General features: G+C 41.5%; 12 protein-coding genes and 1 pseudogene. 7 read left to right on the forward strand and 6 right to left on the reverse strand.

Annotated features, from left to right (window positions below; genetic code table 11):
• Nucleotides 1-11 precede the first annotated feature (11 nt).
• Complete coding sequence (locus HWQ39_RS05750; protein WP_292842508.1) at nt 12-575, forward strand: Uma2 family endonuclease; 564 nt, start codon at nt 12-14, stop codon at nt 573-575.
• Nucleotides 576-660: 85 nt separating this feature from the next.
• A complete protein-coding gene (locus tag HWQ39_RS05755; protein ID WP_292842510.1) occupies nt 661-801 on the forward strand; it encodes a hypothetical protein in 141 nt (46 codons plus the stop codon).
• Nucleotides 802-877: 76 nt separating this feature from the next.
• Here the strand turns inward: HWQ39_RS05755 and HWQ39_RS05760 are convergent, their stop codons facing one another.
• Nucleotides 878-1,753, reverse strand: a complete 876-nt coding sequence (locus tag HWQ39_RS05760) for a prohibitin family protein (protein ID WP_292842512.1) — start codon at nt 1,751-1,753, stop codon at nt 878-880.
• Between the two features lie 201 nt (nt 1,754-1,954).
• The gene (locus tag HWQ39_RS05765) at nt 1,955-4,003 is read right to left on the reverse strand and encodes an elongation factor G (RefSeq protein WP_292842514.1); all 2,049 of its coding nucleotides are present in this window, start codon (nt 4,001-4,003) and stop codon (nt 1,955-1,957) included.
• A 265-nt stretch (nt 4,004-4,268) separates the two neighbouring features.
• Between HWQ39_RS05765 and HWQ39_RS05770 the strand changes: the two genes are divergently transcribed.
• The 3 genes from HWQ39_RS05770 (at nt 4,269) to HWQ39_RS05780 (ending at nt 6,301) form a co-directional block, all read left to right on the forward strand.
• Complete coding sequence (locus HWQ39_RS05770) at nt 4,269-5,192, forward strand: tetratricopeptide repeat protein (protein WP_292842516.1); 924 nt, start codon at nt 4,269-4,271, stop codon at nt 5,190-5,192.
• A gap of 89 nt (nt 5,193-5,281) precedes the next feature.
• Complete coding sequence (locus HWQ39_RS05775; RefSeq protein WP_179066074.1) at nt 5,282-5,830, forward strand: phosphate-starvation-inducible PsiE family protein; 549 nt, start codon at nt 5,282-5,284, stop codon at nt 5,828-5,830.
• 225 nt (nt 5,831-6,055) lie between these two features.
• The gene (locus HWQ39_RS05780) at nt 6,056-6,301 is read left to right on the forward strand and encodes a hypothetical protein (RefSeq protein ID WP_292842519.1); all 246 of its coding nucleotides are present in this window, start codon (nt 6,056-6,058) and stop codon (nt 6,299-6,301) included.
• A gap of 90 nt (nt 6,302-6,391) precedes the next feature.
• On the opposite strand, the pseudogene HWQ39_RS05785 reads toward HWQ39_RS05780, so the two are convergent.
• From HWQ39_RS05785 to trpS, 3 genes and pseudogenes are all read right to left on the reverse strand, one after another.
• Nucleotides 6,392-7,177, reverse strand: a pseudogene (locus HWQ39_RS05785) (Rpn family recombination-promoting nuclease/putative transposase).
• Nucleotides 7,178-7,275: 98 nt separating this feature from the next.
• Nucleotides 7,276-8,196 carry a methylenetetrahydrofolate reductase gene (locus HWQ39_RS05790; RefSeq protein WP_292842520.1) on the reverse strand — a complete coding sequence of 307 codons (921 nt, stop codon included), beginning with the start codon at nt 8,194-8,196 and terminating at the stop codon, nt 7,276-7,278.
• A 58-nt stretch (nt 8,197-8,254) separates the two neighbouring features.
• A complete protein-coding gene (gene trpS, locus HWQ39_RS05795; protein WP_292842523.1) occupies nt 8,255-9,265 on the reverse strand; it encodes a tryptophan--tRNA ligase in 1,011 nt (336 codons plus the stop codon).
• 276 nt (nt 9,266-9,541) lie between these two features.
• Between trpS and HWQ39_RS05800 the strand changes: the two genes are divergently transcribed.
• Nucleotides 9,542-10,552, forward strand: a complete 1,011-nt coding sequence (locus tag HWQ39_RS05800; RefSeq protein ID WP_292842525.1) for an acyl-CoA desaturase — start codon at nt 9,542-9,544, stop codon at nt 10,550-10,552.
• A gap of 368 nt (nt 10,553-10,920) precedes the next feature.
• On the opposite strand, the gene HWQ39_RS05805 is transcribed toward HWQ39_RS05800, so the two are convergent.
• Entirely contained in the window at nt 10,921-12,054 is a 1,134-nt protein-coding gene (locus HWQ39_RS05805; protein ID WP_292842527.1) for a class I SAM-dependent methyltransferase, read from the reverse strand.
• A 115-nt stretch (nt 12,055-12,169) separates the two neighbouring features.
• Here HWQ39_RS05805 and HWQ39_RS05810 point away from each other — a divergent pair, with 115 nt between their 5' ends.
• Nucleotides 12,170-12,415: a hypothetical protein gene (locus HWQ39_RS05810; RefSeq protein ID WP_366932227.1), complete on the forward strand. Its 246-nt coding sequence runs from the start codon at nt 12,170-12,172 to the stop codon at nt 12,413-12,415.
• The last annotated feature ends 89 nt before the right edge of the window (nt 12,416-12,504 follow it).

Here is a 12,504-nt window from a genome sequence, read left to right on the forward strand (position 1 = left end):
GGAAACCTGAAATGGTACAGATCCCTGCTAAAGCCCTGACTCTAAATGAATTCCTGGATCTGCCAGAGACAGAACCGACCAGTGAATACATTGATGGGCAGATCATCCAAAAACCGATGCCGCAAGGAGAACACAGCGCCATTCAGACCGAGTTAGCACCTACAATTAACTTGGTCGTTAAACCCAAACAAATTGCACGAGCATTCTGTGAGCTTCGCTGTACTTTTGGCGAACGTTCAATTGTGCCTGACATTTCTGTGTTTACGTGGGATAGAATTCTGCGTAAAGAAAATGGTGGGATTGCTAACGTCTTCTCAATTGCCCCAGATTGGACAATTGAAATTCTGTCTCCCGATCAAAGTCAAACTAAAGTTACCAAGAATATTTTGCATTGCCTGAAGTATGGAACTCAGATGGGATGGCTGATTGATCCTAAAGAACAATCTGTGTTTGTCTACTTGCCAGATCAACCAACTACTTTTTACGAAGAACTAGGAAGACAGTTACCAGTACCAGAATTTGCTAAAGATTTCAGCCTGACAGTAGAAGGTTTATTTAGCTGGTTACTGGATTAATTGTTTTTGCGATCGCTAGCCCGCGCCCCGATGCCACTGTTTTTAATACTCACAAATAATGTATACATTATGTACAACCTAAATTGTGTCGAGCAAAATTCGTAAGCAGATTTATATTGAACCACGTCAAGAGCATCTACTAAAGGCGATCGCTCAACAAGCGGGTGTAAGTGAAGCAGAGATTAGATTATTCGCCAAGCTATTGATCTTCATCTTGGTGAAATAACTCTACCCCAAAGCAATCTTGCAATGTGGGAAGCCATTGACCCGATGAAAAAATTTTAGGGCTTTCAGGTTACTGTTTATGGCTGGATCATAATAGGCACCGCGCTTTTTTCAGAACCAATAATTACAAGCTTAGAATTATTAGATTGAGCTAGCTTTTCTGTGGCTTCAATCGCTCGTAATTGTAGCACTTGGTTACTAAGTCCACCTGAGAGAATTTTTTGGGAATCAGCTATACCTCGCGCTTCAATAAGTTTTCGTTCTGCCTCTTGACGCTCTTTCTCTAAAACAAATTTCATCTGCTGATTTTCTTGCTCTGTCTTGAGTTTGTTTTGAATTGCAACTTGTAGAGTATCAGGCATTTTGATGTTTCTTAAAAGAGCTTCCTCAACGATGAAACCCAAAGCTGGTATCTCTTGGGTAAGTTGTTGGTCAATTTTTTGGGCGATTTCTTGGCGTTTGGTAGAGTAAATAGCATTAGCTGGGTAATTTGCCGTGATGGCGCGGACAGTAGAGCGGAATCTGGAAATCACCAGTTGTGTTTCATCAGTTCCAATTGTTTTATATACTGTAGCTGCCTTTTGCGGATCTAGCTTGTACTGAAGACTCACATCAAGATTTAGGCTCAAACCTTCTTGGGATGTTGCATCTATATTTTCTTTTATATCCTTAAGGCGAGTAGAAAAATTCAGCACCTTGCTAAAGGGATTAAGCAAGTGGACACCAGGATTAAGAGTAGTTTCGGAAACCTCTCCAAAGAAATTGACGACACCGACATTACCAGGTGGGACAATCACCAAAAGCCTAAAAAAAGAATTCAGTACTGCAATACTGCCAATCAATATCATAATTCCACGTATTGCTAAACGTGACCTTTCATCAGATATCCTACCTGTATTCAGATAGATGAGAATTGCAATTAGGCTAGTTATAAGAGAGACTAGAAAACCCATGAGTTTTTTGTGTAATTAAGACGAATGTACTTAATCACATAATTCCCAAATGCTTTTATGAAACTCATATCATTTCAGACAAGTTAGAGGTTTACGAATCTTTTTACAGATTAAAAAAGATTCCCGACTCTTCTCAGAAATCGGGAATCTCAGCCTTGGAGCAATGCCTACGCTACCCTACAATTTATTCAAAATTCAAAATCACTTGCCGTTGCCGTTACCACCATTGCCATTACTGTGAATGACACGTTCTGCAAGCTTTTCCGGTACTTCCTGGAGATGGTCATATTCCCAGTGGAAAGAACCAACGCCCAAGGTGAGCGATCGCAGTTCTACAATGAAATTCTGCATCTCTGCTTGCGGCAAGTATGCAGAGATATTATCCCAGCCTTGCCAATCGTTTCTCCCCTCATAGCCTAAAATTTGCCCCCGTCTACCACTCAACAGTTGCAGCACTTTGGAAGTAAATTCGCTCGGTGTAGTAACATCCACTCGCAGAATTGGTTCTAAAAGGGTAGGTTCCGCTTGGGCTATCCCCGTTTGCATTGCCAATCGGGCAGCTTGCTTAAAGGCTTGTTCGGAACTGTCAACGTTGTGATACGAACCATTAGTCAGAGTTACCGCCAAATCTACTATTGGGAAGCCCAAAGGCCCATGTGTGAGAAATTCCCGCACGCCTATTTCCACGCCAGGAATGTACTGTTTAGGAACTACGCCACCAACAATAGTTTCATTAAAGTTGAAACCTGTACCGCGTGGTAGGGGCTTGATTTCAAGAAAAACATCACCAAACTGTCCGTGACCACCGCTTTGGTGTTTGTAGCGCCCATGAACTGAAGCCACTGTTTTGCGGATGGTTTCTTTGTAAGGCACTTGCGGTAAGTGGGTTGTCATCGGCAAATTATATTTGCGGCGTAGTCTATCTAGGGTAACTTGCAAATGAATCTCGCCTTGACCCCAAAGAATTACTTCGTGAGTATCGCCGTGCTGTTCCCAAGCAAGTGAACAGTCTTCTTCTAATAACTTGGTGATGGCACCGCTAAGTTTTACTTCATCGTTGCGCTTTTCTGGGGTAATGGCGAGAGCATACACTGGTTCCAACTGTACAGCTTTGGGTAATTCCATCACCGATTGCTGTTCTGTGGAGATTGTATCCCCTGTCTTAATTCCTTCTAAACGACTCAATGCGACAATTTCACCAGCAGAAACTTCATTAACGAACTGCTGTTGTTGTCCCATGAGGCGGTAAATTCCACCAGTGCGAATGCTATTGAGGACAATACCATCAGTTAATTTTCCGCGCCAAACACGCACTAGAGAGAGTTTGCCACCTTGAGGAGTGTAGAAAGTTTTTAATACCTGCACTAGAGGTGTATCGCCTTTTGAGTTTTTTAAACGACGTTCTGCTGTGGTTTCTGGTTCGGGGGCTTCCCGTAATAAGGCTTCTAATAAAGGTCTAACACCATAATCTTGTTCCGCCACACCAAAGAAAACGGGCACTACTAAATCTGCCCCTAATTCCATTTTTAAATCTTTGAGGATTTCCTCTTGGGATGGTTCGATGTCTTCTAAAAGTTCTTCGAGTAAATGGTCGTCAAAATTTGCTAAAGCTTCGAGCATTTCTGCCCGTGCTGCATGTTCTTCTTCTTTTAAATTTTCGGGGAAAGGAATAGGGTCAGCAGGTGCGCCTGGATGATATTGATACGCCTGTTCGCTGACCATATCAATAAAGCCGGTGAGTTGTTCCCCATTCATGATGGGATATTGATGCGCTACCAGGGGACGGCTAGATACTGCTTTCAGGGCGTGTAACGTTTCCAGAACGTGAATATTTGCCCGATCCATTTTGTTGACGAAGACGAGGTGGGGAATTTCCCAATCGTCCAGGAATTTAAATAGAGGGGCGAGGGTGAGGACTCGTTCGCGGATGGGTTCGCAAACTACAATTGCTGCATCGACTCCGATTAAAGCATTGTATGTTTCTTGGGCAAATTCTATACTTCCGGGACAGTCAATAAAAGTGAAGCGAATGCCATTATACTCAGTGCTAGCGGCGCTGACTTCTACACTCATCTGGCGATCGCGCGATTCGGCAGCACTATCTCCTACTGTATTGCTGTCCTTAATACTCCCTTTGCGAGAAATTGCCCCTGTAACAAATAACAAGCTTTCTAGTAAAGTGGTTTTTCCACTTAAATAAGGCCCGACAATTGCAACGTTCCGCGAACCCGATTTTACTTTTTCGTTCATAAAACCTCCCTTGCGGTAAGTCTTTTATAACCGCATTATTCCGTAGATATCAAGGGATAAAAAATGGTTCTCTGGAGTCAAAATTACCCCTTCTTTAATTTGTCATTATGCTCCTTTTAATCGAAAGTTAAAAAAATTGTAGCCTGTCGTAAGATTTAGCTTAAGAAAGTTTAACTATCACAAACTTTTATAGAGAATCAAAAACTTTTGTAAAAAACTTTTTATGAAGTAAATTTAACTGGAAGTGTTGTGAGTCAGAAAATCAATGAGATTATCATTCTCTAAATATGGCATAGCAGGGTTAGCAAGTTTAACGTTGCTGGTTGTGAGTATTTCCTCCCCTTCTCTTTCTCTATCTCCTCCTGTCGCCTCAAAGCTGGCACAATCGAACGCTAAACCTGCCATAGACTGGTTAAATCAAGGCTTACAAGCAATTCAGGCGGGAAGGGTACAAGATGCGATCGCCGCCTTTAAACAAGCAGCTAAATTAGATCCGGCATTAGCACCAGCATACTATAACTTAGGGCTAGCATACCGACAAACGGGACAATTGCAACCCGCTGCGGATGCATTTTATCGAGCGACGCAAGCCGATCCGAAATTTGCTCCAGCTTTTGCTAATTTAGGTGGAGCGTTGTTAGAAGGTAATAATTTAAAGTTAGCTAACGATTATTTGCAACGAGCGTTAGAACTCGATCCCAAACTCGGATTTGCCCATTACAACCTGGGATTGGTACGAGAACAGCAACGAGATTGTGAGCGAGCGAGCGCATCTTTTAAAAAAGCCATAGAATATAGCAAAAATGCACCAGAACCTCATTACCATATAGGGATATGTTATCTCCAACAAGGTAAACTCGATCAAGCAAGAAGTGCCTTTAATCAAGCAGTAAAAATTAATCCGAAGTATCCCGAAGCTTACTACAATCTCGGATCAATTTTGTTTCAGCAAAGTAAATTAAAAGAAGCATTAGAGGCTTTTAGAAAATCAGCCGAAGCTAACTCTAATTATCCCAATGCTTATTATGGTGCTGGGTTAGTTTTTATGCAGTTAAAGCAATATAGCGATGCAGTACAAGTATTGCAATTTGCTAGAGATTTATACAATGCTCAGAAGAATCCTCAGTGGACGAAAAATGCCGAGCAACTGTTGCAACAAGTACAAAATTTAAATTACCAACCTCGCTGAGGCGCAAAAACTTAATATTGCATAACATAAAACTATTGGGTTGACTCGCTGGTGTTGTCTGAACTAGTCCAGATTGGAAAGAAACGTACATGCAAAAGCGCCAGAAAAGTCGATTTTTATTTAGCGATCGCTGGCTTGATCGGCAATCAATTGTTCGCAACATGGAAGCCTTTCAAGACTTAATTGTGATTGTTTTGTGTTTGGGTTTGTTCGCCGTCATGCTAATCCAATTGTGGGGGATAGCGATCGCCCTCACGCAGCCACTAGACTATAAACATGTGACTGCAAAAATACTATTTGTGTTGATTTTAGTCGAGTTATTCCGGCTATTAATGGTCTATTTGCAAGAACATAGTATCTCTGTAGGAGTGGCAGTTGAGGTAACAATTGTATCTCTACTGCGAGAGGTAGTAGTTCACGGAGCGCTGGAAATTTATTGGGTTAATACGCTTGCAATTTGTGGTTTGTTGTTTGTTTTAGGTGGACTACTCGTGGTGTGTGCTAAAACGCCACACATGGATTGCATGAGCGCGAATACTAAGTTTTGTCCGGTTGTCTATAGAGGAGGTAGAGAACGGCAAAATGAATTGGAATTACAGTATTCACGTCAATGCGATGAGAACCAACCGCTTGGATAAATTGTTATGAGAATGGGGAGTGGGGGGAGATGCGACTAATCGCGTCTCCCCCATTACTTTGCTTGACGTTGTATCAGGAACTTGAATAAATCTAAAATCTAAAATGGTATAACTTATCTTTTGCAAGGTACTTCCGACGTATTGAAATATACTCTTTTTGGAAGATGAATTGCTCTCTAAGGGTGAGTATAAGGTTAATTATAAATTCTAAAAAAGGTTCAAACAATGGTTACAAATACAGGTAACGGACAGTCCCAAGCAGCGATTAGCGACTTGGAGTATGATTTTATCACCGTTTTGCATAACAAGGCAGAAGCCGTTAAAGCTTACGATACCTACATCAAAGATGCAGAACAAGTGGGTTCTCAGCCTTGTGTAGAGTTGTTCCAAAAATTACGGCAATCTGATATTGAACACGCACAAGAGATTCGCCAACATCTACAACAAGTGCTACAACACGGTAAGATGTAACCTCGGTTTTGAAGTGCGTTGGTTACACATACTTACGCACTTGCTAATTACATTACACGCAAGCAGCACTCACTATCAGCGAGACTGATTCTAGACTGCTTGCTGTACTTGTGCCACTGTCAAATCGAGAGCCACCGCCACTTGTTCCACACTCAATCCTAATGCCAACAACCGAGGAACAGCCTCTAACTTAGCTTCCTGGCGACCTTCCTCTAAGCCATCTTCTTTAATTGATTGATACATCCTTGTGTTTTTGAATTCGTCATCTATACCCAACATTTCTGCTAACTCCTCTCGGCTTAACCGGGTAAATTTGTACAACAGAATAGTCTCTATTAATTCTACAATTTGCTTGGTGGTTGTTTCATCTGTCAGTTGTTGCCTTGCTTGTAAAATTAATTCTCTACCTTTGTCAATGGCTGTTTCTTCCCTTTCGATAATTAATTTAACGATCGCAACTTGCAGTGAGTCCTCTCTCGTATCCAATTCATCTAGATAAATGCGTTGCACTTGTGAACTGTCTAGAAGCAACTCATACGGTAGGCGATCGCTTGGATCTAAACTCCCTTGGGGATAGATAACCACAGCACGCCAAAAATTGACTGATTCGTTTTGACGCAAGTAAGTGAAGATTTCAGCAAATAAGAGTCTATAAAAAGTTGAGTCTGATTGAAACCGGACTTCAACAAAGTAAAGTGGCTGGTTTGTAGTTTCACTTGTGGGGATAAATACGCCATCAATCCTAAAAGCATTTTCTTTTACTTCAACTTAAACAAATTTGTAGGCGTTGACATTAACAGTACTATCGCCAACTATTGTAAAAAATATGCTAGGAAAAGCTTGAAATAAGCTATAAAATATTTTGTCAGTTTTCACCTGGATTTAGTAAAGCAAAAATTGTGTATACGCGTCTGATTCAGGATTAAAAAAAGCAGATGTAACCATCTGCTTTCATAAAAGATTTATTATCTTATTTACTTGGATACCAACTGATTAACTGGAGCAACCCCAGCTAAATCTAAAATTGGCGCGATCGCATCTTCTCGTTTCACCGCCATCATGTGAACCCCTTGACACAATTGCCGCGCTATTTGCACTTGCTCGGCGGCAATTTTTATCCCTTCCTCAAAAGGGTCTTTGGCTTTTGCCAATCTATCAATAATATGTTGGGGAATATTTACACCCGGAACACATCTATTAATAAACTGGGCATTTTTTGCCGATTTCAACAGAAAGATTCCTGCCAAAATCGGTTTTTTATAGCCAGCGGCAATCGTATCCATAAACTTTTCTAGCAGATCAAAATCGGTAATCAACTGACTTTGAAAAAACTGCGCTCCGGCTTCGATTTTGCGTTCAAATCGACTTTGCAAACCCGACCAACTTTTACATTGCGGATCTACTGCTGCACCAACAAATAAATCTAATGCTCCATCAGTTAAAGGTTTCTCATTAAAATCAACACCTTGATTCATCTTCCGAATCAATTGCAGCAGTCGCACAGCTTCTAAGTCAAACACTGCTTTAGCATCTGGATGATCGCCTGCTTTTACTGTGTCGCCAGTCAAAGCTAAAATATTACGAATACCTAAAGCATGAGCGCCCATTAAATCAGCTTGTAAACTAATGCGGTTGCGATCGCGGCAAGCAATTTGACAAATCGGCTCTATGCCGTTTTGTGATAGAATCACCGACGCGATTAACGAAGACATCCGTAACACGGCGCGGCTACCATCAGTAACATTGACGGCATGAACCCTCCCCTTAAGAGTCGCCGCCATTTGAATCATGTGCGTTGGATCTCCCCCTTTCGGCGGTGCTACCTCAGCAGTAACTAGAAACTCACCTGCTTGTACAGCTCTGCAAAAAGCCGTGGGCCTATGGGTGTGATGCATAAAATTAAGAATCTCAATTTCTTAAATGGTATAGCAAATCACACCTCAAGGTGAAAACTTATAGAGGTAGAGAATAGCCTAAAGCAGCTTTGACTTGTGATAAAGTTTGATTTGCGATCGCTCTCGCTTTTTCCCCTCCATCCCGTAACACAGACTCCAAATAACTTTTATCGCCCGTTATCGCCTCATATTTTTCTTGAATTGGTTTCAGAGATTCAATAATTGTATCTGTTAACAATGGCTTGAATTGTCCCCAGCCCATATCCTGACACTCAACTGCTACATCTTCCTTTCTCTGCCCAGAAAGCAATGTATACAGCGTTAACAAATTATTACACTCTGGACGCTCTGGATCGTCAAAAGTCAGCCCACGAATCGGATCGGTTTTACAACGCTTAATCTTGTATTGAATCTGTTCCGGTGAATCTAGCAAACTAATCCGGCTTAAGTCTGAAGGATCGGACTTCGACATTTTGCGTGTACCGTCTGCTAAACTCATCACCCTTGCACCTTCCTTACGAATCAAAGGATCTGGTAACTTTAAAACTGGTTGATCTGGTTTACCAAATTGGTGATTTAACCTAGCTGCAATATCCCGTGTCAATTCCAAGTGTTGCTTTTGGTCTTCACCCACTGGCACTTTATCCGCTTGGTAAAGCAAAATATCAGCTGCCATCAGCACAGGGTAATCTAATAAACCCGCACTCACATTTTCTCCCTGCTTAACGGCCTTTTCCTTAAACTGAATCATGTCTTGCAACCAGTTTAAAGGTGTAATGCAGTTAAGCAACCAGGTGAGTTCACTGTGAGCCGAAACGTGGGATTGTACAAAAATAGTGGAGTGATTTAAATCAAGACCACAAGCTAGATAAAGAGCAGCAAGAGTGTAGGTATCAGCTGCCAACTGTTTTGGGTCATGTGGCACTGTAATCGCGTGCAAATCAGCTACAAAAAGATAATTTTCGTATTCGCTCTGACCTTCTACCCAGTTGCGAATGGCTCCCAAATAGTTACCTAGATGGTAATTGCCGGTTGGTTGAACTCCAGAAAGAACACGTTGCTTGCCCATAAATTTCAAGTTATTTATCTCAAATCCGCGCTATGGCAAGTGGCGATGTCTGGCGACAAGTCCCTTGCGCCTACGCAAAACTCATTTAATTTTGACATTTTCCAGGTCAACTCGCCGTTATAGAATCAGAGATATTAACTCAACTCGGATTCCTATAAAAACTCTTCACGAAGGAAGACGACAACTTAGTATGTTAACGACAGCTTGTAGGGTGGGCATTATAATCTCTTACTATAGTCTGCTGTAAATAAAAAATTGTTGTGCCAAGATATCCTTGTGTTGTTAACGCTGCCAACACTGGGCATTCTGCTGTCCGCGAGCTTGACTGCCGCGAGGATGTGGTGCATTTTTATTTTGAAGCTTAAGGACGTTAAAACACCAATGAAGCAATACTCTAATCTCACGATTATTTCTTACATAATAGGCCCTATTTTGATCGTGGTGAGTCATTTAGGATCGCTACTGATTATTGTCACTGGCTTCTCATGGGGTGCTGCCTTGTGGGCCGTGTTGTTGTATGTAATACGAATGCTTGCAACTACTGGCATCTACCATAGACTACTCACTCACAAGAGCTACCAGGCTCCAACCTCAGTTCTATGGGTTGGAAGCATAGTGGCTGCTTCCGCCGGGCAGATGGGGCCAAGTTGGTGGAAAGCTCACCACATGGCCCATCATCAATCTTCAGACCAGGAAAAAGATCCTCATTCCCCATATATGCCTTTCAAGGGGATCAAAGGATTCTGGTGGTCTCAAGCTGGATGGCTATTCTCCCCACAGTTTTTTCCCTCGAAACTTCCCAGCGATATTGAGAACAATCTGGTTTTGAAGATTGTTGATCGTTTGCACTTCATTCCCACTGTTGCTCTAGGTGCTATCTCATACTACATCGGTGGAGCTGAATATCTCGGCGCTTTTTTCCTCAGCACGACTATCCTCTTTCATGGTGTCGCCACTGTCAACTCACTCAGCCACATAATTGGCGACCAACCGTTCACAACTAACGACTACAGTCGGAACCACTGGTTCGTTGCGTTTCTGACCCTGGGTGAAGGCTGGCATAATCTTCACCATGCATTCCAGTCCTCAGCCCGACATGGCATCACCGTGCGAGAGGGACAGGTTGCCTATCTTCCAGACCCAACATTTTGGTTCATCAAAATGCTTAAGTTCCTGAAGCTAGCGTCAAAGATTAGAGTGCCTTCTAAAACAGAACTTCTCGCTTGTGCCAGAAACCAAAACTGTCAAAACTCAGTGTTCAAGGTTAAAGCAGAGATATCCGTCTGATATTCTGGTTCACAGATTGGTTATGAAAAAAGTCTGTTCCTTGCCGTCTTAGTCAGGAATCCAAAGACTTAGTAGAATAAAAGATGTTTTTCTGAAGAAGGTATCTTCACCCAGTTAATAGGGACGGACAAGATTTCCATTCCTCAACACAAATGCGATTTTTGAAGCGTGAGCATTGCGCCGGAGCGCTTCGCAGCATTTGAGCTATTAGCCCAGTACCCCACACTCACCTTGATGCTATCTGGTGCAACAAATGATCGTAAAGCACCAACATCACCGCTCTGGGCAAGATATAGACGGTCTTTTAACTCAGCGCTTTCATATCTATGCCATTCAACCCTTAGCAGAGAAACTCTAGCTTTGTCCGGTTAAGCATGAACCATTAAAAATTGACCATTGCCATTATATTCTCCATCACAACAAGCAAAATTGCGAATAAACCATATCAGATAAAACCTCCATATCCGGCGAAACTTGGCATAGTCCATGCCATAGTTTAATGTTTTTATTGTTGCCTGATTTTCGTCAAAATTTCGTAACCAATGAGTGAGTGTTTGAGAGTAATTAAAGCCATTCAGATACCATTGTTTAATTGTTTTGAGGTCTTGTTTATGGCTAGGAACTGCATCGTAATTCCAGTAACGACCGTGTGGAAAAATATATTTGTGGGTGTAAACGCTGGACATATTGTTAGGGATGCGAACTGTGATGATGTGAATAAAAACTTTGCCATCATCCTTAAGAAACGAAGCTAATTTTTTAAAGGCTTCCGTTAAGTTACCAATATGACAAAAAACACCAATCGAGAGGATTTTATCAAACTTTGTCTCGAAATTTGCATTATTCAAATCACCTTCATATAGGGTAAACCGATCTGAACTGAGATAACTCTCAGGATCTTGCATTTTGTGGCGAATATATTCACATTGCTCGTGGCTCAAATTAAGACCCGTAAACTTGACATTGGGGAACTTAGAAAGAATGTAATTAGGAACACATCCCCACCCGCACCCAAAGTCTAAGATATTGTCTCCGTCTTTGATGTCTAACTTTTCAATCACATCATCAATCATCTGCATCTGGGATTGCTCAAGGTTTAATGCTCCTTTTTCCCACAATCCCATACTGTACTTAGGATAAATGAGTTTCCCGTCCCCCAACATAGTATTCAACATGGCTTGAGGCAAGTCATACTGAATTTTCATTAGTTCCCGCGATCCTTCGGCGAGATGATCAGTTTCTTTTAATACCCATTCATACGGTGCTAGGAGAGATGGGAAATACTGAAAGAAAATTGGCATACATGTATCGAAAAGCGATTCTAAGACTAAATCAGGAACTTCTAATCCGTTGATATAAGCCTCTGCCACCGCCATTTGAACTGTGTTGACTACCTCAACCGCCCCACGAGTTGCTTGGTATGCTAATGGACTCTTGATATTTATATCTCCCACAATTGGGATATACTTTTCTATTTCTTGCAGCAGGGTACTAGTAGTCATAGTCTATACTCCTAACAAGCATTGAAATAACGATACATTTAGTATAAAGGATTAAATTTTTTTAGTTTTTTAACATTAAAATGTAAGGAATATTAACATAAATTTATGAATATTGTTGAAGATACAACACGGGATTGAACCGAGATATGATACCTTTGGCGAAATATTTCTTAATGGTGGCAGATACACCCTAGCCGAGCAGTTGGCAGCGATCGCCCTCCAAAAACCGTATTTCTTGTATGATTACCTCGTAGCATTGAGTTTTGGTGAACACTTCTTCAGCTTTTGTCATGAAGTGAAGGTGCAACTAGAAGCATTGAAACAACAGCAGCAATCACAAAAAACAGAAAAAGCAAATTAAGTAGGTGGGTGAGAAAATTTATAACTATTAGGACCAGCCCTTTCAAGGTCTTGTAATTTTCCCCAAATTATAGTTAGTTGAAAAAATAA

It is taken from the genome of Nostoc sp. NMS8 (assembly GCF_017115045.1).
In the GTDB taxonomy this organism is placed as follows: Bacteria; Cyanobacteriota; Cyanobacteriia; order Cyanobacteriales; family Nostocaceae; genus Nostoc.

Bases quoted from the DNA above. Each gene is read 5' to 3' on its own strand.
- trpS (WP_292842523.1), bottom strand. From the start codon at position 9,265: ATGGGCAAGCAACGTGTTCTTTCTGGAGTTCAACCAACCGGCAATTAC.
- HWQ39_RS05765 (WP_292842514.1), bottom strand. From the start codon at position 4,003: ATGAACGAAAAAGTAAAATCGGGTTCGCGGAACGTTGCAATTGTCGGG.
- HWQ39_RS05805 (WP_292842527.1), bottom strand. From the start codon at position 12,054: ATGACTACTAGTACCCTGCTGCAAGAAATAGAAAAGTATATCCCAATT.
- HWQ39_RS05780 (WP_292842519.1), top strand. From the start codon at position 6,056: ATGGTTACAAATACAGGTAACGGACAGTCCCAAGCAGCGATTAGCGAC.
- HWQ39_RS05790 (WP_292842520.1), bottom strand. From the start codon at position 8,196: ATGCATCACACCCATAGGCCCACGGCTTTTTGCAGAGCTGTACAAGCA.
- HWQ39_RS05760 (WP_292842512.1), bottom strand. From the start codon at position 1,753: ATGGGTTTTCTAGTCTCTCTTATAACTAGCCTAATTGCAATTCTCATC.
- HWQ39_RS05770 (WP_292842516.1), top strand. From the start codon at position 4,269: ATGAGATTATCATTCTCTAAATATGGCATAGCAGGGTTAGCAAGTTTA.
- HWQ39_RS05750 (WP_292842508.1), top strand. From the start codon at position 12: ATGGTACAGATCCCTGCTAAAGCCCTGACTCTAAATGAATTCCTGGAT.
- HWQ39_RS05775 (WP_179066074.1), top strand. From the start codon at position 5,282: ATGCAAAAGCGCCAGAAAAGTCGATTTTTATTTAGCGATCGCTGGCTT.